Raw genomic sequence first — 22,922 nt, forward strand, 5'->3', positions numbered from 1 at the left:
CGCTAGCTCGCCAGGATGTTGACCCCGAAGCCGAACACACCGGGTAGGCGTTCACACGCTGGCACTATCGCGGGTCGCGTCATTCGTGGCGTGCTGGCCAACACGACGGCCCGGGTCAGTAGGCGGTAATTGCGGGTAACCCGGTGCCACGCCGCCTCATATGCCGCCGGTGTGTCATTGACGATGGCGTCGAGGACCGCCCCGGCCTGTTTGACGGCCAGGCTGACTCCTTCGCCGGTCAGCGCGTCCTCGTAGCCCGCCGCGTCGCCCACTAGCAGCACCCGGCCCGCGACGCGGCGCGAGACGACCTGCCGCAGTGGGCCGCAGCCGCGCGCGTGCCCGCGGCTCGCGCCCTCGAGGTGGCGGGCCAGCCGCGGAAACCAGCCCAGCTCGGGGCGTCCCTGAGACAGGATCGCCACGCCGACCAGATCCGGCTCGACCGGCGTCACGTACGCCTCTCCCCACCGGGACCAGTACACCTCGACGAACTCCGACCACGGCGGCACCGTGAAATGCCAACGCACGCCGTACCGTCGCGGTTTCCCGGCCGTGGCCTTGATGCCGGCGCACCGCCGTACCGTCGAGTGCAGTCCGTCGGCCCCCACCAAGAACTTCGCCCGGATGCCGGCGGCGGTCACGCCATGCGCGTCCTGCTCGACGCTGGTCACCTTGGTCCGAATCCATTCGGTGTCTTGCTCTTTGGCGCGTGCTTCTAGCGCCGCATGCAGGGTAGTCCGCCGCACACCGCGGCCCGGACCGGCGCGAAACAGGTCCTCGGCGCGGCGCTGCTCGCTGACGTACGCGATTCCGCGAAACGGCATGCCGGCGGGGTCGACGCCGAGCGACGTCAGTTCGGCGAGGCCGCCGGGCATCAGCCCCTCGCCGCACGCCTTGTCGATCGGATCCTCGCGCGGCTCGGCCACGATCACCGACAGCCCGTGCCTGCGGGCCTGCAATGCCGTGGCGAGCCCACCCGGGCCGCCGCCGACGATCAGCAGGTCGGTGTCGTACCTGCTCATGTGTAGCCCAACGCGGAGTTCTCCACCCGGATGCGCACACTGAGCAGGATCGCGTTGGCGACGGTGAACGTCGCCGCCGTCAGCCACGCCGTGTGTACCAGCGGTAATGCGAACCCTTCAGCCACCACTGCAACATAGTTCGGGTGGTGCAGCCACCGGTAGGGCCCCCGGTTCACCAGGGGCGCTTCCGGCAACACGATCACCCTGGTGTTCCACCGCCGGCCCAGGGTTCCGATGCACCACCAGCGCAGTACCTGACTGGCCGCCGCGATCGCCAGCATCGGCCAGCCCAGCCACGGAATGAACGGCCGGTGCAATGCCCACGGTTCCACCACGCAGCCGACCAGTAGAGCGGTGTGAATGAGGACCATCACGATGTAGTGCGGCCGGCCAAACTCCTTGGCGCCCTGGGTAAGAGACCATTGCGCATTCCGCTTGGACAGCACCAGCTCCGCGACGCGCTCGAGCCCGACCGCCAGAATCAGCAGGTAGTACATGTCACCACTATCTCGCGTATCAGGCTTCCGGGGCTACCAGGCCAGCAGAACGAGCTCGGCGCAGAAAGCCGGACCCATCGCGATCATGAGGCCAAGCGAACCAGCTGATGGCGGATCCGCCAGGTTGGCCGCAAGCACGTCCAGCACCGAGACCGACGACAAGTTGCCGTTGTCGCGCAGCGAGTTTCGGGTTCGATCAAGGGCGTTGCCGGGCAGTTCCAGCACTTCTTCGACCGCTTCGATGACCGCGGGCCCACCGGGGTGGCAAACCCACGCCGAGATGTCCTGCGGTGTCAGCCCATGGTCGGCGAGGAACTTGCGGACGTCGTTACCGAGGTATTTCTGCGCGACGTTCACCACGTCGGCCGACAAGACGATCTGGAAGCCCTCACTGCCGATTTTCCAGCCCATAACGTCTTCGGTGTCCGGATACAGCCTGCTCCGGGTGGCCAACACCCTGGGCCCCCTACTTTGGGTGTCCAGGTGGTCGGCGCCGCGCGCGATCACGGCGGCGGCGCCGTCGCCGAACAGGCTGGTGGCAACGAGATTGGCTATCGAATGGTCGTTGCGCTGGATCGTCAATGTGCACAGTTCGACGGCCAGCAACGCGGCCACCTGGTCGGGGAAGGCACGCAGATAATCGTGCATGCGGGCCACACCTGCCGCGCCTGCCACGCAGCCCAGGCCGAACATTGGGACGCGCTTGACGTCTTCGCGCAGTCCGACCCGCCCCGCCAGTCGCGCCTCGATCGAGGGTACGGCCAGCCCGGTGACGGTCGTCGAGAAGACGATGTCGACGTCCGACGGCTTCACCTTGGCTTCGTCAAGTGCCGTGAGCAGGGCCCGCTCACCCAGATCGAGTGCTACCTCGAGGTAGGCCTCGTTTGCCTCGGTGAAGCCGCTCAGCTGCTCCATTCGATCCATCGACACCGCGAGATGGCGTTGATCGACCCCGCTGGTCATGGCAAAGCGCCGAAAATGTTCGCCAAGGACGCCGCTTAACCTGTCGATGAGCGCGTCTTGCCGGTGATAGTTCTGCGGGAACTCCACGGCAACCGCTGCTACTGACGGATCCGCACTGGCCACGGTTTGCAACGCCAGGCGTGCGGAATTACCCCCTCTGATGTCCTCCATGCTTTTAGTTACGGTGCCCTAACTCGATTGGTTCAACGCCGTTCTGGTTTAGACGCGCCCCTTGCGGGATAGGGTCAGGGGTATGCGAATTCTGGTCACCGGTGCCAGTGGCTATGTGGGATCGCGTCTGGTCACGGCGTTGCTTGCGAACCAACACCAGGTGGTAGCCGCCACCCGAAACCCCGAGCGGCTCAAGCGCTTCGGTTGGTTTGACCACGTCGCACCGGTCGAACTCGATGCCTGTGACCCCGTGTCGGCGCAGGCGGCGATGGACGCCGCGGGCCCGGTTGACGTGGTCTATTACCTGGTGCACGCGATCGGGCAGCCCGACTTTCGCGACGCCGACCAGGCCTCGGCCGCCAACGTCGCGGCCGCCGCCAGGGATGCCGGGGTGCGGCGCATCGTCTACCTGGGCGGCTTCGTGCCCGCGGGTGGGGAGTTGTCCGACCATCTGGCCAGCCGGGCCGAGGTGGCCGAGGCCCTGACGATCCCCGACGGACCGGAACTGGTGTGGCTGGGGGCGGCGGTGATCATCGGCGCCGGGTCCACATCCTTCGAGATGATGCGCTACGTCGGCGACCGTTTCCCGCTGATCCCGGCTCCGAGCTGGATGGACAATCCGATCGATCCGATCTCCATTCGCGACGTGCTGCACTACCTGCTCGCGGTGGCGAACCCCGGGCGGGTGCCCGCGGGCGCCTATGACATCTGCGGCCCGGACACCACGTCCTACCGGGACCTGCTCAAGACGTATGCGCGCGTCTCGGGCAGGTGGCACGCCGCATTGCCGGTCGGCAGAGTCGACACGTCGCTGGCGTCGCTGGTCACCGGGCTCGCGCTGCCGGTGCCCATGGGATTGGCCGGCGATCTGGTGGAGTCGCTGGATCACCCGATGGTGGCCTCTGCCAGCGGCCTACGTGGTCGGGTACCCGACCCGCGCGGCGGCCTGCTGAGCGTCGAGGACGCCATCTGCCGGGCATTGACGTCGAACGGCAGCCCCCGGCCCGTCAATGCGCTGGCCGATCCGCATCATCTCGCCGATACCGATCCCGGATAGGCCGGCGGGGACGCCCTGCACATCCGGCGGCTTGCCAGGATGATCACCCCGCCGATCGCACGACCCACCCTGAAGCTGGTCAACATGGTTCCCGGCCCGGTCGCCGGAGCGCTGCGAACCGGCCTCGACATCGTGCTCACCCTCACTCCGAAGGTACGTCCGGCATGAGCCAAGCCACCCGCCCGTACCACACCAGCGTGTACTCCGAACTGCGTCGGGCCGTCACCAATTTTGCTGTGCCACACCATGAACCGCCCTCGGTGGTGCGACGACGCCGCGTCGTCGTCACTCTTACAGTGGTGATCGGCGCTGCGGTGCTTGGCTTTTCGTTGCGGCGTGCGCCCGGCGATTCCAACTTCTATTGGCTGACCCTGGCGTTGGCCGCCGTCTGGCTCGCGGGTGCATTCCTGTCCGGGCCGCTGCATCTGGGCGGTATCAACTGGCGCGGCCGCAATCAGCGCCCGGTGATCAGCGGCACGGCCATCGGCCTGCTGCTCGGTGGTATTTTCGTGCTCGGCGGCCTGGCTGCCCGCGAGATCCCGGCCGTTGCGTCCTTGGTCGCCCGGGTGCTGCAGTACGCGCATCAGGGATCGTTTTGGCTGGTCGTGGTGATTACCCTGATTAACGGTGTCGCCGAGGAGGTGTTCTTCCGCGGAGCGTTGTACACCGCGTTGGGTCGCCTTGCGCCAGTGGCGATTTCAACCTTGCTGTACCTGTGCGTGACGTTGGCCAGCGGCAACCCGATGCTCGGCTTTGCCGCAGTCATCCTCGGCACTGTGTGCGCGCTGGAGCGCCGGGCCAGCGGCGGGATCCTGGCTCCGATGCTGACCCACTTTTTCTGGGGCCTGATCATGGTGCTGGTGCTGCCGCCGATGTTCGGCGTCTAGACACGCCGGCTACTCGCGGGTGCCAATCACGTTGCGGGCCAGCGCGGCCAGTGCGCTGATGTGCAGCGGCCGCGCCAAGAACCAGTACAGGCGCCCCCGCAGTCCAGCCGGCACAAAGATCGCCCGCTGTGTGTACCTGCTGCCGCCGTCTTGCGGCGTGACCGTCATTTCCAGCCACGCCGTTCCCCGGGTGCGTCTGCGGGAACACAGTCGCAGCGTCGTACCGGGCTTGCACTCCGCCACCTGCCAACGTGCGTCGTTGTTGGCGGCGTTGTACGCGGCCGCCCATACTTGTTCGGGGCCTGCGGTTGTCGACGCAATCCGCAGGTCGGTGTAGACGACTTCGCCCGCCCAGTCCGGGTCGCTGGGCAGCGGTTCTGCCGGTTCCCGCTGCGGCGAGGGCCGGCCGGCGTCCGGCAGTCCCTGCGCCCCCCGGTTGAGCGCCAGCGACACGGCGCGGCGGTAGGGGGTGAGCCCGCCCGGCGGCGGGTCGATGATGGTATTGATGTCCGAATTACCCATCACCGCATCGCATTCCAGCGATTCGATCAGCGGGCGCGCTAAGCCGGATGGAATCGGGGTCACTGTCCCCACCCACAGGCTGGCGATCGACGGTGTCAGAAACGGCAGCACGAAGATGTAGCGCCGATGCAAGCCGGCGACGTCGGCGTAGACCCGCATCATGTCGCCGTACTCCAGCACGTCGGGTCCGCCGATATCCCAGGTGCGCGCTCGCTGTGTGCCGGGTACCTCAGCCGATGCCGCGGCGACCAGGTAGTGCAGCGCGTCGCGAACCGCGATGGGCTGGATCCGGTTGTGTACCCACTTCGGTGTAGTCATCACCGGTAGCCGCTCGGTGAGGTGCCGGATCATCTCGAACGACGCCGACCCCGAGCCGATCACCACACCGGCCTGCAGCACCACCGTCTCGATTCCCGAATCGATCAGCGCTTCACCCACGGCCCGGCGCGACTCGAGGTGTGGCGAGAGCCCGCTGCCTTCGGGATGCAACCCGGACAGGTACACCACCCGCCGCACGCCGGTGCGACGCGCGGCGGTCACGACGTTGCGGACCGAGCGACTCTCCTCGGCGGCGAAATCCTTCGACGTCCCCATCGAGTGGACCAGGTAGTAGACGACGTCCATGTGAGCGAATGCTGCGATCAGCGAGTCAACGTCGGCCAGGTCGCCGCGCGCCACCTCGACCCGCTCGCGCCATGGTACGTCGGCCAACTTGCCCGGGTTTCGCGCCAGGGCGCGCACGCGGTGACCTTCGTCGAGCAAGCGCGGCACCAATCGAGCACCGATGTAGCCGGTCGCACCGGTCACCAGACAGCGCAGTTGTCCCACCATTGATTCCCTCTCTGCATGTCAGTTATTCGCAACTGATGCAAAGAAGGATTGCCGGTTCGGTGGCCGCTAACCGTATTAGCGGTCGGTGAAGTTCGGCGTGCGGTGCTGTTGGAATGCCGTTGCGCCCTCGGCGAAGTCGTGCGATCTCAACAGCGCGGCCTGGCCGTGGAATTCGCGCTCCAGGGCCGCGTCCAATTCGGTCAATGTGGCCGCGTTGATCGAGTCCTTGGTCTTGGCGTAGGCCACGGCGGGACCCGCCAACAACGCCGAGATCACCTTGTCGACCTCCGCGTCGAACTCCTCGGCCGGGTAGACCGCGCTGACCAGGCCCGCGGACAACGCCTCGGCGGCCGGCAACCGCTCCGCCAGGAGTGCCATCCGCATGGCGCGGATCCGGCCGATCGCCGCGGCGACCAACGCCGAGGCGCCGCCGTCGGGCATCAATCCGATCTTGGTGAAGGCAAGCATGAAAAATGCTTTGTCAGAAGCCAATACAACGTCACATGCCAGCGCCAGGGAAACACCGACGCCTGCCGCGGGCCCCTGCACAATCGCGACGACCGGGCGCGGCGATGCGGTGATCGCCCGGATGGCGCGGTTGACCTCCGCGATGATCTCGGTGCCCGGCCCGCCGTTGGCGAGGTCGTCAGCACTCATGCCCGCACCCGAGCAGAAGCCGCGACCCGCGCCGCCCAAGCGCACCACTTTGACGCGCGGATCGGTGGCCGCGCTTTCCATCGCGTCGGCGATCCCGGTCAGCACCGGCGCGGTCACCGAGTTCAGGCTGTCCGGCCGGTCGATGGTCACCGCCAGCACACCGTCGGAAAGCGTGACGTCAAGACCTGCCACGGATGTCTGTGTGTCGAGCGCGGATTCCGGCATGGGGCCCACCCTAACCACCGGGTAAGCGACCGGGGTGCGCGGCCGTCGAGCGCGGCTGCGAAGATGCCAACGACCGGGTTGACGCGCGTCAGAGCAGACGAAAGGTCGGTGGATCATGGCGGGACCGCTGGGTGGATTACGGGTAGTGGAGCTGGCCGGCATCGGGCCGGGCCCCCATGCCGCAATGATTCTGGGAGATCTGGGTGCCGACGTGGTGCGCATCGATCGCCCGTCGTCCGGCCCCGGTGGTGTCGCCAAGGACGCCATGATGCGCAACCGGCGGGTGGTGACCGCCGATCTCAAGTCCGACGAAGGGCGCGAGACCGTCCTCAAACTGATCGCCAAGGCCGACGTGCTGATCGAGGGCTACCGCCCCGGCGTCACCGAGCGACTCGGTCTGGGTCCGCAGGACTGCGCGAAGGTGAACGAGGGGCTGGTCTACGCCCGGATGACCGGCTGGGGTCAGACCGGACCGCGCAGCCAGCAGGCGGGCCACGACATCAACTACATCTCGCTGAACGGCATCTTGCACTCCATCGGCCGGGTGAACGAACGGCCAGTCCCACCGCTGAACCTCGTCGGTGACTTCGGCGGCGGTTCGATGTTCCTGTTGCTTGGCATCCTGTCCGCGCTGTGGGAGCGGCAGAGCTCCGGTAAGGGTCAGGTCGTTGATGCCGCAATGGTGGACGGCTCCAGCGTGCTGGTCCAGATGATGTGGCAGATGCGCGCCTCGGGGATGTGGACCGACGCGCGCGGTACCAACCTGCTCGACGGCGGCGCTCCCTACTACGACAGCTACGAATGCGCCGACGGCCGCTATGTGGCGGTCGGGGCCATCGAGCCGCAGTTCTACGCGGCCATGCTGACCGGGCTGGGCCTGGAAGGCGCCGATTTGCCCGGGCAGAACGACGTCAGCCGCTGGACCGAACTGAGAGCGGTGCTCACCGAAAAGTTCGCCAGTCAAGACCGCGACCACTGGGCCAAGGTGTTCGCCGAGTCCGATGCGTGCGTGACGCCGATCCTCGCGTTCGGCGAGGTGCAGACCGAGCCGCACATCACCGAGCGCAACACCTTCTACGAGGTCAACGGCGGTCTACAACCGCTTCCGGCGCCGCGGTTCTCCCGCACCGCGCCGGGCACACCGCGCCCCGCGGCGCCGGTGACCGACGTCGCGGCTGTGCTCAACGACTGGGTATAGTCCCCAACCAACAAGTTGGTCGGCAAGACTCGAAAGGACTCGCATGGAGATCAAAGACGCCGTCGCCGTCGTCACCGGGGGTGCCTCAGGTCTGGGCCTGGCCACCACCAAGCGACTGCTCGACCGCGGTGCCCAGGTGGTCGTGATCGACCTGCGTGGCGAAGACGCAGTCCGCGAGCTGGGTGACCGTGCGCGCTTCGTCGAAGCCGACGTCACCGACGAGGCCGCCGTCGGCGCCGCGCTGGACGCCGCGGAGTCGATGGGCACGGTGCGAATCAACGTCAACTGCGCCGGCATCGGCAACGCCATCAAGACGCTGTCCAAGGACGGCCCGTTCCCGCTGGAGCAGTTCAAGAAGGTGGTCGGGGTCAACCTGATCGGTACGTTCAACGTGCTGCGGCTGGCTGCTGAGCGCATCGCCAAGGCCGAGCCGGTCGGCCCCGAAACAAGCCCAGAGCGTGGCGTCATCATCAACACCGCCTCGGTCGCCGCGTTCGAAGGCCAGATCGGCCAGGCTGCCTACTCGGCGTCCAAGGGCGGCGTCGTCGGCATGACACTTCCAATCGCGCGCGACCTGTCGCGCGAGTTCATCCGCGTGGTGACCATCGCGCCGGGGTTGTTCAAGACTCCGCTGCTGGGCTCGTTGCCCGAGGAGGCGCAAGCGTCGCTGGGTAAGCAGGTGCCGCACCCGGCGCGGCTGGGTGACCCCGACGAGTACGGCGCGCTGGCCGTGCACATCGTGGAAAACCCGATGCTCAACGGCGAGGTCATCCGCCTCGATGGCGCGATCCGCATGGCGCCTCGCTGAGCGCGACCTAAGGTCCAAACACAAAAACCCCCGCGATAGCGGGGGTTTTGTTGGCAGAAAGATCAGTGAGATCTACGGAACCAACGGGAGACTTGGGGTTCGGCCATAAGTAGCCGTGCAAGCAAGCTCATGATGGTCAGCTCGCGTTAGGTAGCGGGTGCCAGTCTTCAAGCTGCTCGGAGGTCTCACCTTCCACCAGCACGTCGCCGTGGTAGAGGGCCTCGAAGTCAACCTTGATGACGTCTGCGCTTGAGTCGTCGATCCACATGACACTTAGCCTAAGAGCAACCATTAAGGATTCTTTGAGTCACGATTCGGAAAATGGTGGCAATTTACTCGCCAGTAGGTTCGTCTGAGGTGTAGCGCCGGATTTGGCCCATGAGCGGCTTAGTTACCGCCCACTTTTCTAGCCAGACTCTTACTGTTCGCGAGTTTGAAACCGCATCGAACCAATTGGGCTCGTACCCCGTAGCTCGTGTTGGAATCGTTTGACACCTGTCACTTACCGCGGCTAGGTTGCCGCGCATATGGTGGGCGCCCCCGCGGGACTGCCACCGGGGGAGGAAGCACAGATGCTGCCACGGATCGCTCGGCTGGCCATCGCCGCTCCGCGCCGAATCATCGCGGTCGGGGTGCTGGTTTTCATCGCCGCAGCGGTCTTCGGTATCCCGGTCGCCAATACCTTGGCCCCCGGCGGTTTCCAGGACCCGAACTCGGAGTCCGCACGCGCCATCGCGGTGCTGGCCGACAAGTTCGGGCAGAGCGGTCAGAAGATGCTGATCCTGGTGACCGCACCCGCGGGCGCCAACAGCGAAGCGGCCCGCAAGGTGGGCACCGATCTCGTCGACCGGCTGCAGCACTCGCCGTTGGTGTACAACGTGACTTCCCCCTGGTCGGCGCCGTCGCAGGCCGCCGCCGACCTGATAAGTAAGGACGGCAAGTCCGGGTTGATCGTGATCAACCTCAAGGGCGGGGAAAACGATGCGCAGAAAAACGCCCAAGCCCTGTCGGATCGGCTGGTGCACGACCGTGACGGCGTCACCGTCCGCGCCGGCGGGTCGGCGATGGAATATGCCCAAATCAACACCCAGAACCAAGACGACCTCTTGGTCATGGAGATGATCGCGCTGCCGCTGAGCTTCCTGGTGTTGATCTGGGTGTTCGGTGGGCTGCTGGCGGCGGCGTTGCCGATGGCGCTGGGCGCGCTGGCCGTCGTCGGCTCGATGTCGGTGTTGCGACTCATCACCTACACCACTGAAGTGTCGATCTTCGCGCTGAACCTGAGCACCGCGATGGGCTTGGCACTGGCGATCGACTACACGCTGCTGATCGTCAGCCGCTACCGTGACGAGCTCGCCGAGGGCCGCGACCGGCACGAGGCGCTGATCCGGACCATGGCCACGTCCGGGCGTACGGTGCTGTTTTCCGCGATCACCGTCGCGTTGTCGATGTCGGCCACCGCGCTGTTCCCGATGTACTTCCTTAAGTCGTTCGCCTACGCCGGGGTCGCCACCGTCGCGTTCGTCGCGACCGCATCCATCGTGCTGACCCCGGCCGCGATCGTGCTGCTGGGCCCGCGGCTGGACTCGCTGGACGTGCGCCGGCTGCTGCGACGGATGCTGGGCCGCCCCGATCCCGTGCGCAAGCCGGTCGAGCTGGGGGCACCTCCCGATCTCGGGGGAATGTTCTGGTACCGGTCGAGCAAGTTCGTGATGCGCCACTGGCTGCCGGTCGGTCTGACCGTCGTCGCGCTGCTGGTGATGCTCGGCCTGCCGTTCCTGCGGGTGACGTGGGGCTTCCCCGATGACCGGGTGCTGCCGCGATCCGCGTCGGCGCACCAGGTCGGCGACCAGATGCGCACCAACTTCGCGCACGATTCCGCGACGTCGGTGCCCGTCGTCATCCCAGATGTGCGCGGCGTCAGCCCGGCGGGCCTCGACGTCTATGCCGCGGCGTTGTCGCGGGTGCCCGACGTGTCGGCGGTATCAGCGCCGAGCGCGACGTTCGTCGGCGGAAACCCGGTCGGGCCGCCCGCGGGAGCCACCGGGCTGGCTGACGGCAGCGCGTTCTTGACCGTCAGCAGCACGGCGCCGCTGTTTTCACCGGCGTTCGACACGCAACTCAGACGTTTGCATCAGGTGCCCGGGCCGGCCGGCCGCTCGGTTGAGATGGCCGGCGTCGCGCAGGTCAACCGCGACAGTGTCGATGCGGTGACGGATCGACTTCCGGCGGTGCTGGGCGTGATGGCCGTGATCACCTTCATCTTGCTGTTCCTGCTCACCGGCAGCGTGGTGCTGCCGGTGAAGGCGCTGATGTGCAACATGCTCTCGCTGACCGCGGCGTTCGGCGCGCTGGTGTGGATCTTCCAGGACGGCCATCTCGGCGCGTTGGGAACGACGCCGAGCGGCACCCTGGTGGCGAACATGCCGGTGCTGTTGTTCTGCATCGCGTTCGGCTTGTCGATGGACTACGAGGTGTTCCTGCTCTCCCGGATCCGTGAGTACTGGCTGCAGTATCGGCCGGCAAACTCGACCGCCAAACAGGCGCACGCCGCCAACGACGAGGCGGTGGCGCACGGTGTTGCGCGCACCGGCCGGGTGATCACCGCGGCCGCGCTGGTCATGTCGATGTCGTTCGCCGCGCTGATCGCCGCGCACGTGTCGTTCATGCGCATGTTCGGTCTCGGCCTGACGCTGGCCGTGTTCGCCGACGCGACCCTGGTGCGGATGGTCGTGGTCCCGGCATTCATGCATGTGATGGGCCGCTGGAACTGGTGGGCGCCCAAGCCGTTGGTGTGGCTGCACGAACGATTCGGCATCAGCGAGGGGCCGGCCGAACGGGCCTTGCCGATCGAGCCGATCACGATCCCGGTGCAGCACAATGGGCACCCGGTTGCCGAGCCGGTGACGAAAATCGGTTGAATAGGGCTCACGCCGCGTTGGCGATATCGATAGCCATGTTGCGGATCGTCAGTCACGGGCGTCGCGGAGCTTTATGCTGAGGTCCGTTGTGGGTCAGATAGGTGGGGGAATGACAGCAGCGGCGACAGCGACGCTTGACAACCCGTTTTTCGCGCGTGTGTGGCCGGTCGCGGCCGCTCACGAAGCCGCGGCGGTTCGGGCCCTGCGGCGGGAGAACCTAGCCGGCTTGTCGGGCCGGGTGCTGGAAGTCGGTGCGGGTGTCGGAACGAATTTTCCGAACTACCCCGCTTCCGTCGAGCAGGTAATTGCGGTGGAGCCCGAGTGGCGACTGGCGGTCCGCGCCCGCGCTGCTGCCCTCGCGGCGCCTGTTCCGATTGTCTTGACCAACGAGACCGTGGAGGGGTTCAGCGGCGGGGAGTCGTTCGACGCGGTGGTGTGCTCGCTGGTGCTGTGCTCGGTGCGCGACCCCGCGGCGGTGCTGCGGCGGCTGTACGCCTTGCTGCGGCCGGGCGGGGAGTTGCGCTTTCTTGAGCACGTGGCCAGCCCCGGTATCCGCGGACGGCTGCAACGGTTTGCCGATGCGACAGTGTGGCCGCGGTTCCTGGGTAACTGCCACACCCATCGCAATACCGAACGCGCGATCGTCGACGCCGGATTCGAGGTGCACACGTCCCGGCGGGAGTGGACGCTACCCGCCTGGTCGCCCATGCCGGTGTCGGAGCTGCTGCTGGGGCGCGCGCCGGGGAGTTACTTAAGCAGGGCCGGCAGCCGCTGTAGCAACCCCGGCAACGCCTCACTCGCCGACTCGCGGATGCTGATGGTGGCGCTGTCGGACAGCGGCGTGGGCTCGGGATTGACCTCGATCACGACGGTGCCGCGCGACACCGCAAGATCGGCGAGGCCGGCGGCCGGATAGACGATCGCCGAGGTCCCCACTACCACCATCACGTCGGCCGCCTGGGTCGCCTCGACCGCCTGCTGCCAGGGTCCTTCGGGCAGCTGCTCGCCGAACCAAACGATGTCGGGCCGGATCAGGCCGCCGCACTCCGGGCACAGCGGCGGTTGCACCTCGAGTGCCGGTTCGGTCATCTCGGGCAGAGTCTCGCTGTAAGCTATATCGCAACTTGCACAACGGAATTCGAAAAGGCTGCCGTGTAGATGGTGCACCGGCGCACTGCCTGCGCGTTCGTGCAAGTCGTCGACGTTCTGGGTGATGACGCTGACGTCGGCGTAGTCTTGCCACGCGGCGATGGCCCGGTGCCCGTCGTTAGGTTCGACGGTGCCCACCAGATAGTGCCGCCACAAATACCAGCCCCACACCCGCTCGGGATTGTCGAGCCAGCCCTGGGTGCTGGACAGCTCGTAGGGGTCGAAACGGGCCCACAATCCGTTCTTGTCGTCGCGAAATGTCGGCACCCCGCTCTCTGCGGAGATCCCCGCGCCGCTAAGCACCGTCACTCGCATGCCCACAAACATAGCGGTGGTTGGGTAATACTGGATACGTGGAGCTGGGCGAATGGCTGCGGGTCGACCTCAAGGGCGGCCGGCCGTTGTTCGACCAGCTCCGGACGCAGGTCATCGATGGTGTGCGAGAAGGCGCTTTGGCGCCCGGCAGCCGCTTGCCCACGGTCCGCGACCTGGCCGGGCAACTCGGAGTGGCCGTCAATACGGTGGCGCGTGCATATCGTGAGCTAGAGACTGCGGCCATTGTCGAAACCCGTGGTCGCTTCGGCACTTTCATTGCCCGCTACGACCCGACCGACGCGGCGATTGCGGCCGCGGCCCGCGAATACGTCCATGTCGCGCGCGGACTCGGGCTGGGGAAGGCAGACGCGCTGCGCTACATCGAGGCGGTGCCCGACGAGGATCCGCGCTAGCCGAATTCGAGCAGCGTTAGGCATGGCCGCAGCGCTCTGAAAACACGGGCGCGATAGATCATCGACACCGCGGCGTTGAAGGCGCGACCGCGTCCCGGTGGTAGCCGCAAATCGTGGACCGCCCGGACACCCGGCACGTTGTGCACCAGGTCAGCCACCTGGGCAATCGACAGGCTGAACGGCAACGGCGGCCCCTTGTAACGTCGCGAGGTTCGCGTGCCGCGCCGGCTCACCCGGGACACCCAAGTGGGGGGCAGGTCGAACATCATCGCGCCGCCGGGAAATCTTTTGGCGCACTGGGTAATCAACCCCATCGACTGCTCGGGTTGTAGATACATCAGCAGCCCCTCGGCGGTGATGAACACGCCGCCGGCCGGGTCCACCGAGTCCATCCAGCTGTAGTCCAGGGCCGACTGCGCGCACACCGACACCCGCGGCGAGGTCGGCAGCAGCCGGGCTCGAACATCGACAACCTCGGGTAAATCGACTGTCAGCCAACGGAATTGAGCGTCCGGAAGGGCATCGTCCAGCCGCCAGAAGCTGGTTTGCAGGCCCTCGGCCAACGCAGCGACCGTGGCAGTCGGGCGCGCAGCCAGATAAGACGCGGTCTGGGTGTCGAAGAGCCGTGCGCGCAGCGCGATGTCCTGGCGAGGCGGGCCGAACTTCGCGAAGTCGTAGTCGATCGAATCGGCCAGCGCGATCGCCGTCGGATCGACGATCAGGGGTTCGGGGCGGCGTGCTTCTTGTGCCCGCGCATTCAGCGTCAGCAGGGCGGTCTCGGAGACGCCGTCCAGGGAAACCTTGTCTTTCTCGGGATCTTGAGCGGGGGCCATCGAGCCAAACCTTACCGATGTTTGCCCGTGGACATCAGCGCAGCAGTTTGGCCAGAGTGCGCAGGTTGCGTGTCGTGGTCGACGACTTGTACCGCGCCTTGCCCATCGTCTTGCCGATCGTGCTGTCCAGCGTGCTGCCCTTGGGCACCTGCCAGTAGATGACGCCGTCACCGCGGCTGATCTTCTCGTCGGGGCCGGCTTTATCGGCCAGCGCGGCGAGCTCTTCGAGCACCGCGGCGCCACCGTCTGGTGCGGCGACGAACGTGACGTAGGACTGATAGCCGTCGACCTCGGGCTCGAACGGGTAGGCGTCGAGGATGGCGCGCACCGCCTCGACGTCGTAGGCCAGCACCCACGCGTCGTAACCGAACCTTTCGCGCAAGGTGGCTTCGGCCTTCTTGCGCACCCCGGCCGTCTTGGCCGACGACTCCAGCGCCACGTTGCCACTGGCCAGGATGGTGCGCACGGCTGTGAACCCCGCGTCGGTGAGGGCCGCCGCGACTTCGGCCATTTTGAGATTGATGCCGCCGACGTTGACGCCGCGCAGGAACAGGGCGTACTTGGTCATGATCCGATTGCACCAGAACGACGTAGTCTCTGGGGATGGGACGCCAAGTCTTCGACGACAAGCTGCTGGCACTGATCAAAGGGAACTCCCTCGGGGTGCTGGCCACGATCAAGCGCGACGGGCGGCCGCAACTGTCAAACGTGAGCTATCACTTCGACCCGCGTGAGTTGGTGATTCGGGTATCGATCACCGAGCCGCGGGCCAAAACTCGCAATCTGCGCCGGGACCCGCGGGCTTCGGTGCTAGTCGACTCCGACGACGGCTGGTGCTATGCCGTCGCCGAGGGCACGGCGGAACTGACGCCCCCGGCCGCCGCGCCCGACGACGACACCGTCGAAGCGCTGATTGCGTTGTATCGCAACATCGCCGGTGAGCATCCGGATTGGGACGAGTACCGCGACGCGATGGTCACCGATCGGCGAGTGGTGCTGACGCTGCCGATCTCGCACCTCTATGGCATGCCTCCGGGCAAGCGGTAGTCGGGCTAGGCTTGCCGGTATGGCTGAATCGAACTCCAAGCAGGACGCTTCGGGGGCAGAGGACGAGAACAAGCGCAAGTTTCGCGAAGCCCTGGAACGCAAGATGTCCAACTCTGCGGGCGGATCCGACCACAAAGATGGTGGCGGCAAGCAGTCTCGCGCGCATGGAGCCGCGGGCAGCCGTCGGGAATTCCGTCGCAAGAGCGGCGGCTAAACCCGTTGGTATAACCGGCTTTTCGGCTAGCTTTGGCGCGAGCGCAATAGGCTGACCGAAGGGTCTGCTTGGCCCGGCTTTCCACGCAGGCTTCCCCGGGTGCTGGGATGCTCGAAGTTGAGCTGAGACGGATCGTTTTGGTATGCCCAATCCGCGATGATCGTGCGCTGGAGGAACTTCCAGCGGCCGTCGTGGCGGATGTAGGTGTCCAGGTACCGGCCGCCGATGACGACGTCGATGTCGTGTTCTGGACCGGCGAAGGTGTGAAACACCAGGCAGTAGATCTCGCCGCGGGCGCCGTCCTCCTCGACTACGAAGTTCGTGGTGGTGATGTTGTGTTGGGAGACACGTACATACGGCTCCGCCGCCTGTAGCTGCGCGATGAACTGTTCGACGCCGCCCGACGAGAACGAGCCGTGCGCGTCGGTCGCCTCGGGGTGGTAGAGGCTGCGAAGCGTTTCATAGTCGGCACGGTCGACGGCCCGGCAATAGGCGGCGACGAGCGCGTGCAGTTCGTCGCGGTCCAGCATCAGTGCCAATTTCGCCTCGTCTACCACCAGGTCACGATAACTCGGCGGTTATCCGCTGGTCGCTACCGCCTTTCCGGTAGGTAGTCTGTCGATCACATAGGTCATCGGTCTTTGGGTGTTCAGCGGAAGGTTGGTCGTTGACAGTGAAACTTTGGCTCGCTCAAGATCCAGAGGCCGACGCGCTGCTGGACAAGGATCCGCTGGCCCTGCTCATCGGGATGGTTCTCGATCAGCAGGTGCCTTTCGAGACCGCCTTCTCGGGGCCGAAGAAGATCGCGGACCGCATCGGCAGCTTCGATGCAGCTGAGATCGCCGAATACGACCCCGACAAGTTCGCTGCCCTGTGCTCGGAAAAGCCTGCGATACATCGCTTTCCGGGATCAATGGCCAAACGTATCCAGACCTTGGCCCAGATCGTCGTGGATCGCTACGACGGCGACGCCGCCGGGTTGTGGACCGCCGGCGACCCCGACGGCAGCGAGTTGCTGCGGCGAATCAAGTCGCTGCCCGGTTTCGGCGAGGTGAAGGCGCAGATCTTCCTGGCATTGCTGGGTAAGCAGTACGGCGTCACACCGAAAGGCTGGCGCGCGGCCGCCGGGCAGTTCGGCAAGGCCGGCACCCACATCTCCGTTGCCGACATCGTCGACGCCCAATCGATGGGTGAAGTGCGTTCATACAAGAAGCAGATGAAAGCGGCAGCCAAGGCGGCTAAGTAGTAGGTCACCAGAAGGGAAGGGCGGCAACGTGAAGACACACCTAACGTGTCCGTGCGGAGAAGCCATCGTCGGCAAAGATGAGGACGAGCTGGTCGAGCTGACTCAGTCTCACCTGTCCAGCGTTCATCCGGGTTTGGAATACGACCGCGACGCAATTCTGTTCATGGCGTACTGACTAACACCCCCCCCGCACATAGGCGAGCGCGCGTGCCGTGCGGGACACGCGCGCTCGCGCTAGGGGAGGGGTTGGTTGGCTTCTAGGGCACCACGGTCGAGCCGATGGTGGGCAGGAACTGGCACTGCTTCTCTTTGGTCGTGACCTGACCGAAGATCGTCGACATGATGCTGCCCGAACCCGTGTCGGCGATTCCGGTCAATGTCGTCGGCCCCTCGGGATTGATGTCGGTGCGTGGCTTGAGCGTCAAGGTGCCCGACTTGCCGGTGGTCAGGTTCACCCAGGTGACATTCAGCGGCAGCTTCTGCACCTCGGCCGGTCCGGGTGTGCCGACCGCGGTGAACACGTAGGCGGTCTGGCCGGCCTGCGGGCCTGGCAGCGGAATTGTGGCCGGGCCGGCCACCGACAGTGCGGCAGCTATCGCGCTACTGCCGTCCGCGAGGCAATTGCTGCCGATCGAGGGATACATGAAGTCTTGCGTAATCGGGGCGCCGGGGCCGAAATCCGGACCCGCCGCCGCGGGGGCGCCCGGCGCCGGAGTCGGGTTTGGTGCTGGTGCGGGTGCAGCGGCCGGGGCGGGGTCCGGGCCCGGGACGGGCGCAGCTGCCGGTGCGGCTACCGGAGGAAGTGCCGCGTCCGGTGCGGACGGGGCGGGGCCGGGTGCCGCACCCGGAGCGATCCCGTGGGGTGCCGGTGCCGCCGGCGGCGTGGCCGCCGGCGGATTAGCCGAAGGAGCGGCAATCGGGGCCGGACCCGCGGCACGTGCCGGGTCGATGCCCGTCGGCAGATGTGCCTGGGCCCCCGGTACGACGCCGACCGCGGGCACGTGCTCGGCCGGCGCGGCGCCCGGCGCCGGAGCCGGCGCGCCCGGAATCGGGGCGCCCGGCTCCTGTACGAACTGGTTCACCGTCGCGGCCACATTCTTCGATTCGGTGGGCGCGGACGGGTTGTGGGCGAACGCTTGCGCGGCGGCCATCAGCAGTTGGGTCGCTTGGCTGGGGTCGCTTGCCGCTTGCTGGATGATCGGGCTCAACTGCGACAGCGCGGGTAGGCCCGGTAGCCCCTGGGCGGGGCTGGGTTGCGGCGGTGTCGGCTGCGGTGCCGCCGGGTCGGCTGCCGCGCTCGGGCAGAGCCCGAACGCGGCAGCCGATGCCACGACGACAGCGGCGAAACCTCTGGACAGATTCCAAGTGCTTGCCACGATGTCCTCCGGTCCTTCGGTGGTGGGTTAGCCGTTTAGCAGACTGATCAGGGCAGGGCCGAGAACAGCGACGGAGCCGGCGCGGCTGCGGCGGGTGCGGCCGGCGTCCCCGGGACGGCGCCCGTGGCCAGTGCCGGCAGGTCGCCCGGAAGCGACAGTTTCGGCGGCACACTCAGCGGCAGGCCGGGCAGGCTGGGCAGCGCCGGCATGTTGACATTCGCCACCTGGGACAGCGGTGACGTGGCCGGCGCGGCTGCGGCAGGTGCCGTCGGCGTCGACAAGCCCGGGATCATCGAGCCCAGCCCGGGGATTCCGGAACTCGCCGGAGCGGCGGGGGCCGCCGGTGTCGACTGCGCCAGTCCGGGGATCGAGCCCAGTCCGGGGATCGTCGGGCTGGCCGCCGTGGGGGCGGTCGGCGCGGTTGCGGCCGGCGTGAGTCCCGGAATGGACGGGATACCCGCCGGGGCAGCTGCCGCGGGCTGTGCGGCCGAGGCCAGGCCCGGGAAGGTGATGCCGGGCTGGGCCGGCGCGGCCGGCGGCTGAGCGCCGAGCGCGGTGGCGAGGTTTTGCAGAATCTGCGGAGCGTTGGCCGCCGAGGCGATCAGCTGCTGCGGGATGTTCTGCACCGGGTCGGGCATCGCCGGCACGGGGTCGGCGTGGGCGATACCGCCGGTGAGTAGGGCGGCGGACGAACCGACGACGACTGCGGCGGCTTTCGCGTAAGTCCAGATGGTTGGCATTGCTCCCCCAAGGGATCGACAACAGGTGACAGGCCCAAAAGCTACTGTGATGCTGGTGGGACTCAAGTGACACGTGTGGCATTTATTTGATCGTTACCGATACGAGCGGTGGCGGTGACCAGACGGTTGCTGGGCCACCCCGAACCGGGGATCGACGGCGAAGTCCGCAACGGCAGGTCAGACGGCGGTGGCGACGGAGAACGCCATGGCACCAGCCGCATCGCTAAAGTCAGGCGGGTAGACACCAATCCGGCCGCCCCGGCGGCACCCGCCTCCCGGCGGCTGGCGAGTCTGATCGGCTCCGCAGCGCCGTTGTTGTTGGTCGTGAGCATCGCCGCGCGGCTCGGCTTGACGTACCTGACGCCCAACGGCACGAACTTTGTCGACCTGCACGTATATCTCGGCGGTGCGGCCGCTATCGACCATCCCGGCACCCTGTACAACTTCGTCTACAGCGAGCACACGCCGGACTTCCCGCTGCCATTCACCTATCCGCCGTTCGCGGCGGTCGTCTTCTACCCGTTGCACCTGCTCCCGTTCGGCCTGGTGGGTTTTCTGTGGCAGGTCGCCATGATCGCCGCGTTGTACGGCTCGGTGCGGATCAGCCAGCGCTTACTCGGTGTCCAGCGCGGCACCGATCAGCGTGTCGCGATGGCGTGGACGGCGATCACCATGTGGATTGAGCCGCTGCGCAACAACTTCGACTACGGGCAGATCAACGTCTTCCTGATGCTGGGCGTGCTCTGGGCGATCTACACCACGCGCTGGTGGCTGACTGGGCTGTTGGTCGGCGTGGCCTCAGGAATCAAATTGACCCCGGCCATCGCGGGTGTCTACCTCGTCGGCGTCCGGCGGTTCGCCGCGGCAGCGTTTTCGGCGGTGGTTTTCTTTGCCACCGTCGCGCTGTCGGCGTTGATCGTCGGTGATCAGACTCGCTACTACTTCACCGATCTACTTGGCGACGCGCGCCGGGTGGGGCCCATCGCGACGTCGATCAACCAATCCTGGCGGGGCGGCATCTCCCGGATCCTGGGTTACGACGCCGGCTTTTCTCCGCTGGTCCTGGGCGCGATCGCCGTCACCGCGGTGCTGGCCGTCCTGGCGTGGCGCGCGGTGGACTCCTCGGATCGGCTCGGCAAGTTGTTGGTGGTCGAGATGTTCGGACTGCTGATGTCACCCATTTCGTGGACCCACCATTGGGTATGGCTGGTGCCGTTGATGATGTGGCTGATTCACGGCCCATTGCGCCAGCGAGCCGGCATGCGGATAGCGGGCTGGGGTTGGCTCGCGCTCACCATCGTCGGCGTGCCGTGGCTGCTGCTGTTCGCTCAGCCGAACATCTGGCAGATCAGCCGGCCCTGGTATCTGGCCTGGGCTGCGCTGGTCTACATCGTGGCGGCAATGGCAACGCTGATTGTCATCGCGGCATCCGGCCGTCGGGCTGCCGGGCGCGACTCGGCGCCGGTTCAGCAGCCGCAAGCGCGCACCGCGTCGTCGCTGGGCTAGCCCGCGACGATCCCGTTGATGTCGCGGGCCATCTCAACGTCGTTGCGCGTGATGCCGCCCTCGGAATGTGTAACCAGCGCGAAAGTCACTGTCCGCCAACGAATATCGATGTCGGGATGATGATCCTTGCTTTCGGCGTGCTCACCCACCCGGCGCACCGCATCAATGCCGGCCAGGAAGCTGTCGAATTTGATCGAGCGGCGCAAGGCTCCGTCGCTGTGCTCCCAGCCGTCGAGATCGGGCAGTGCGGCGTCGACTTGCTCGTCTGTCAAAACAGCCATGAGCCCAACGTACCGCCGGATGCCGCATCGGAGCCCCGTGGTTTCAGAGCGCCGATTTTGGGAAGCCAGAGTGAACCAGTTGCGCGGCCACCTCGTGAAACAATGAATGGCCCCGGAGTAGGGAGGCGCAAGGCCGCCATGAGCGAGAATCTGACGCCACACTTCGAAGACGTCCAGGCACATTACGACTTGTCTGACGACTTCTTCCGGCTGTTCCTTGACCCCACCATGACCTACAGCTGCGCCTACTTCGATCGGCTGCGAGACATCAGCCTCGAAGAGGCGCAGTTCCGCAAGATCGACCTGTCGCTGGGCAAGCTGGGGCTGCGGCCCGGTATGACGCTGTTGGACGTCGGCTGTGGCTGGGGCGCGACGGCGCGCCGCGCGATCGAGAAGTACGACGTGAACGTCGTCGGGCTGACGCTGTCCAAACACCAGGCCGCGCACGTGCAGAAAACCTTCGACGCACTCGACACCGCACGCAGCAGGCGGGTGTTATTGCACGGCTGGGAAGAATTCGACGAGCGGGCCGACCGGATCGTCTCCATCGGTGCTTTCGAGCACTTCGGCTATGACCGGTACGACGATTTCTTCGCGATGGCCTACCGCACCTTGCCCGATGACGGGGTGATGATGGTGCACACGATCACCATGCTGACCGCGGCACAGATCATGGAACACGGCTTGCCGATGACCGAGGAGCAGACAAGCTTCAACGATTTCATCGGCCGCGAGATCTTCCCCGGCGGCCAGTTGCCGGCGATCGAGATGGTGGAGTTCCACGCCTCGAAGATGGGATTCAACTTGGTGCGGCGGCAATCGCTGCGCCTGCATTACGCGAGAACGCTGGACCTCTGGGCCGCGGCATTGCAGGAGCGCCGAAGTGAGGCCATCAGGATTCAATCCGAAGAGGTCTACCAGCGATACATGAGGTACCTGACCGGTTGCGCCGATGCATTCCGGGACGGCTACATCGATGTCAACCAGTTCACGCTACGTAAGTAGCAGAACCTATTGCACCGCAAATAAATTCGGTCACCTCTCGTTGTGCGCTTCGATCGCCGTGGATGCCCTTGGCGAACCGCTGGTGGCGATCGGTTAACCTGCCGCATGGCCCCGATACAGCTCTCGATGGGAATCCCCTCCTTTGCGGCCGAGGCGCCGGGCAGCTGGGAGCACCTCACCGACTGGGCGCACCTGCTTCAGAGCTGCGGGTTCGACCGCGTGCTGGTCTCCGAGCACATCGCGTTCGGCATGCACATGGACGCGTACGCCGACCCCGGGGTAGGGGGGACTACCGGCGGTCGCCAGCCCACCGGCCCGGACGGGCCCTGGCTGGAGCCGCTCACGGTGCTGACTTACCTCGCGGCACGCACCGAGCGCATCCGGTTGGGCACCAACATCCTGCTCGCCGCGCTGCGTCCGGCCGCTGTTCTCGCGAAAACCGTTGCCACGCTTGATGTTTTATCCGGAGGTCGCGTCGATCTGGGGGTGGGCGTCGGCTGGCAACGCGAAGAGTACGACGTGGCCGGAGTGGATTTCGACAAACGCGGGGCCATCCTGGACCAGACGCTCGAGGTGTGCACCCGATTGTGGCGTGAGAACGAAGTCAGCTACGCGTCGCCGGAGTTGACCTTCGATCGGATCCACCAGATGCCCAAACCCCTGCAGCCCGGCGGGGTGCCGATCTGGGTGAGCGGCACGGTCAATCGTGCCGTCGCGCGCCGGCTCGCGCGATTCGGAAAGTATTGGATCCCTTGGGGTCAGGACGCCCGCGACATCGCCGACGGCATCGGGCGAATGCGGGAGGCGGTCGAACGCGCCGGCGGCGACCCGCAAGGTTTCGGCGTCACCGGCTCACTTCGGGTGAAGGCCGACGCCGACGACGGGCCGGATCTGGCTACCGTCGCCGCCGACGCGGCGGCGCTGGCGAAAGCAGGCGTCACGGACTTGCGGCTGACGCACTGGCCGCTGCGCTTCGGGAATCGCGAGCGCGACCTGCGCGCGTTCGTCGAAGCGGCGCGGGGCGCAGTAGCGGGCTGACCC

At 66.5% G+C, this 22,922-nt stretch carries 25 protein-coding genes and 2 pseudogenes; 14 read left to right on the forward strand and 13 right to left on the reverse strand.

Annotated features, from left to right (window positions below):
- Positions 1–2: 2 nt before the first annotated feature.
- Genes DB708_RS19095 through DB708_RS19105 form a run of 3 tightly spaced genes read right to left on the reverse strand, consistent with a single transcriptional unit; the run spans position 3 to position 2,650 of the window.
- The gene (locus tag DB708_RS19095) at positions 3–1,019 is read right to left on the reverse strand and encodes an NAD(P)/FAD-dependent oxidoreductase (protein ID WP_108924536.1); all 1,017 of its coding nucleotides are present in this window, start codon (positions 1,017–1,019) and stop codon (positions 3–5) included.
- Positions 1,016–1,516: an isoprenylcysteine carboxyl methyltransferase family protein gene (locus tag DB708_RS19100; RefSeq protein ID WP_108924537.1), complete on the reverse strand. Its 501-nt coding sequence runs from the start codon at positions 1,514–1,516 to the stop codon at positions 1,016–1,018. The genes DB708_RS19095 and DB708_RS19100 overlap by 4 nt, the downstream gene beginning before the upstream one ends.
- A 33-nt stretch (positions 1,517–1,549) precedes the next feature.
- Positions 1,550–2,650, reverse strand: coding sequence for a type III polyketide synthase (locus tag DB708_RS19105; protein ID WP_108924538.1), 1,101 nt, complete (start codon positions 2,648–2,650; stop codon positions 1,550–1,552).
- Positions 2,651–2,732: 82 nt separating this feature from the next.
- On the opposite strand from DB708_RS19105, the pseudogene DB708_RS19110 reads away from it, so the two are divergent.
- Positions 2,733–3,875, forward strand: a pseudogene (locus tag DB708_RS19110) (NAD(P)H-binding protein).
- Positions 3,872–4,594 (forward strand): CPBP family intramembrane glutamic endopeptidase, encoded by a 723-nt coding sequence (locus tag DB708_RS19115; RefSeq protein ID WP_108924539.1) that lies wholly within the window; start codon positions 3,872–3,874, stop codon positions 4,592–4,594. The pseudogene DB708_RS19110 and the gene DB708_RS19115 overlap by 4 nt, the downstream one beginning before the upstream one ends.
- Positions 4,595–4,603: 9 nt before the next feature.
- Here the strand turns inward: DB708_RS19115 and DB708_RS19120 are convergent, their stop codons facing one another.
- On the reverse strand, positions 4,604–5,947 hold the full coding sequence (locus DB708_RS19120) for a DUF2867 domain-containing protein (protein ID WP_108924540.1): 1,344 nt from the start codon (positions 5,945–5,947) through the stop codon (positions 4,604–4,606).
- A gap of 75 nt (positions 5,948–6,022) precedes the next feature.
- Positions 6,023–6,829 (reverse strand): enoyl-CoA hydratase, encoded by an 807-nt coding sequence (locus DB708_RS19125; protein WP_108924541.1) that lies wholly within the window; start codon positions 6,827–6,829, stop codon positions 6,023–6,025.
- A gap of 115 nt (positions 6,830–6,944) precedes the next feature.
- Between DB708_RS19125 and DB708_RS19130 the strand changes: the two genes are divergently transcribed.
- Entirely contained in the window at positions 6,945–8,027 is a 1,083-nt protein-coding gene (locus tag DB708_RS19130) for a CaiB/BaiF CoA transferase family protein (protein ID WP_108924542.1), read from the forward strand.
- Positions 8,028–8,070: 43 nt separating this feature from the next.
- Positions 8,071–8,835: a 3-hydroxyacyl-CoA dehydrogenase gene (locus tag DB708_RS19135; RefSeq protein ID WP_108924543.1), complete on the forward strand. Its 765-nt coding sequence runs from the start codon at positions 8,071–8,073 to the stop codon at positions 8,833–8,835.
- A 136-nt stretch (positions 8,836–8,971) separates the two neighbouring features.
- Here the strand turns inward: DB708_RS19135 and DB708_RS28010 are convergent, their stop codons facing one another.
- Positions 8,972–9,103, reverse strand: a complete 132-nt coding sequence (locus DB708_RS28010) for a hypothetical protein (RefSeq protein WP_108924594.1) — start codon at positions 9,101–9,103, stop codon at positions 8,972–8,974.
- Between the two features lie 304 nt (positions 9,104–9,407).
- On the opposite strand from DB708_RS28010, the gene DB708_RS19145 reads away from it, so the two are divergent.
- Positions 9,408–11,756 carry an MMPL family transporter gene (locus DB708_RS19145; RefSeq protein WP_108924595.1) on the forward strand — a complete coding sequence of 783 codons (2,349 nt, stop codon included), beginning with the start codon at positions 9,408–9,410 and terminating at the stop codon, positions 11,754–11,756.
- A 109-nt stretch (positions 11,757–11,865) separates the two neighbouring features.
- Positions 11,866–12,495, forward strand: a pseudogene (locus DB708_RS19150) (class I SAM-dependent methyltransferase); the annotation flags it as partial.
- A gap of 8 nt (positions 12,496–12,503) precedes the next feature.
- Here the strand turns inward: DB708_RS19150 and DB708_RS19155 are convergent.
- A complete protein-coding gene (locus tag DB708_RS19155; RefSeq protein ID WP_108924596.1) occupies positions 12,504–13,220 on the reverse strand; it encodes an SIR2 family NAD-dependent protein deacylase in 717 nt (238 codons plus the stop codon).
- Between the two features lie 38 nt (positions 13,221–13,258).
- Here DB708_RS19155 and DB708_RS19160 point away from each other — a divergent pair, with 38 nt between their 5' ends.
- On the forward strand, positions 13,259–13,633 hold the full coding sequence (locus tag DB708_RS19160; RefSeq protein WP_108924544.1) for a GntR family transcriptional regulator: 375 nt from the start codon (positions 13,259–13,261) through the stop codon (positions 13,631–13,633).
- On the opposite strand, the gene DB708_RS19165 is transcribed toward DB708_RS19160, so the two are convergent.
- Positions 13,630–14,466 carry a class I SAM-dependent methyltransferase gene (locus DB708_RS19165; protein ID WP_108924545.1) on the reverse strand — a complete coding sequence of 279 codons (837 nt, stop codon included), beginning with the start codon at positions 14,464–14,466 and terminating at the stop codon, positions 13,630–13,632. The genes DB708_RS19160 and DB708_RS19165 overlap by 4 nt on opposite strands.
- Positions 14,467–14,500: 34 nt before the next feature.
- A complete protein-coding gene (locus DB708_RS19170; RefSeq protein WP_108924546.1) occupies positions 14,501–15,034 on the reverse strand; it encodes a DUF1697 domain-containing protein in 534 nt (177 codons plus the stop codon).
- Between the two features lie 35 nt (positions 15,035–15,069).
- On the opposite strand from DB708_RS19170, the gene DB708_RS19175 reads away from it, so the two are divergent.
- Together DB708_RS19175 and DB708_RS19180 are read left to right on the forward strand one after the other, a co-directional pair.
- On the forward strand, positions 15,070–15,513 hold the full coding sequence (locus tag DB708_RS19175; protein ID WP_108924547.1) for a PPOX class F420-dependent oxidoreductase: 444 nt from the start codon (positions 15,070–15,072) through the stop codon (positions 15,511–15,513).
- A gap of 19 nt (positions 15,514–15,532) precedes the next feature.
- Positions 15,533–15,727, forward strand: a complete 195-nt coding sequence (locus DB708_RS19180) for a DUF5302 domain-containing protein (protein WP_108924548.1) — start codon at positions 15,533–15,535, stop codon at positions 15,725–15,727.
- 26 nt (positions 15,728–15,753) lie between these two features.
- Here the strand turns inward: DB708_RS19180 and DB708_RS19185 are convergent, their stop codons facing one another.
- Positions 15,754–16,287, reverse strand: coding sequence for a nuclear transport factor 2 family protein (locus DB708_RS19185; protein WP_108924549.1), 534 nt, complete (start codon positions 16,285–16,287; stop codon positions 15,754–15,756).
- Positions 16,288–16,400: 113 nt separating this feature from the next.
- Between DB708_RS19185 and DB708_RS19190 the strand changes: the two genes are divergently transcribed.
- On the forward strand, positions 16,401–16,973 hold the full coding sequence (locus tag DB708_RS19190; RefSeq protein WP_108924550.1) for an HhH-GPD-type base excision DNA repair protein: 573 nt from the start codon (positions 16,401–16,403) through the stop codon (positions 16,971–16,973).
- Positions 16,974–17,001: 28 nt separating this feature from the next.
- Entirely contained in the window at positions 17,002–17,148 is a 147-nt protein-coding gene (locus tag DB708_RS19195; protein ID WP_108924551.1) for a DUF1059 domain-containing protein, read from the forward strand.
- A gap of 82 nt (positions 17,149–17,230) precedes the next feature.
- Here the strand turns inward: DB708_RS19195 and DB708_RS19200 are convergent, their stop codons facing one another.
- Both DB708_RS19200 and DB708_RS19205 read right to left on the reverse strand, forming a co-directional pair.
- The gene (locus DB708_RS19200; protein WP_108924552.1) at positions 17,231–18,349 is read right to left on the reverse strand and encodes an Rv1157c family protein; all 1,119 of its coding nucleotides are present in this window, start codon (positions 18,347–18,349) and stop codon (positions 17,231–17,233) included.
- Positions 18,350–18,396: 47 nt separating this feature from the next.
- Positions 18,397–19,089, reverse strand: coding sequence for a hypothetical protein (locus tag DB708_RS19205; RefSeq protein WP_108924553.1), 693 nt, complete (start codon positions 19,087–19,089; stop codon positions 18,397–18,399).
- Between the two features lie 219 nt (positions 19,090–19,308).
- On the opposite strand from DB708_RS19205, the gene DB708_RS19210 reads away from it, so the two are divergent.
- Positions 19,309–20,595: a mannosyltransferase gene (locus DB708_RS19210; RefSeq protein ID WP_235616857.1), complete on the forward strand. Its 1,287-nt coding sequence runs from the start codon at positions 19,309–19,311 to the stop codon at positions 20,593–20,595.
- Here the strand turns inward: DB708_RS19210 and DB708_RS19215 are convergent.
- Complete coding sequence (locus DB708_RS19215; RefSeq protein WP_108924554.1) at positions 20,592–20,876, reverse strand: 4a-hydroxytetrahydrobiopterin dehydratase; 285 nt, start codon at positions 20,874–20,876, stop codon at positions 20,592–20,594. The two genes, DB708_RS19210 and DB708_RS19215, sit on opposite strands and share 4 nt — an antisense overlap.
- Positions 20,877–21,014: 138 nt before the next feature.
- On the opposite strand from DB708_RS19215, the gene DB708_RS19220 reads away from it, so the two are divergent.
- Together DB708_RS19220 and DB708_RS19225 are read left to right on the forward strand one after the other, a co-directional pair.
- On the forward strand, positions 21,015–21,881 hold the full coding sequence (locus DB708_RS19220) for a cyclopropane mycolic acid synthase family methyltransferase (protein ID WP_108924555.1): 867 nt from the start codon (positions 21,015–21,017) through the stop codon (positions 21,879–21,881).
- Positions 21,882–21,986: 105 nt separating this feature from the next.
- On the forward strand, positions 21,987–22,919 hold the full coding sequence (locus tag DB708_RS19225) for a TIGR03619 family F420-dependent LLM class oxidoreductase (RefSeq protein WP_108924556.1): 933 nt from the start codon (positions 21,987–21,989) through the stop codon (positions 22,917–22,919).
- Positions 22,920–22,922: the final 3 nt, after the last annotated feature.

This window comes from Mycobacterium montefiorense (assembly GCF_003112775.1).
Taxonomy (GTDB): Bacteria; Actinomycetota; Actinomycetes; order Mycobacteriales; family Mycobacteriaceae; genus Mycobacterium; species Mycobacterium montefiorense.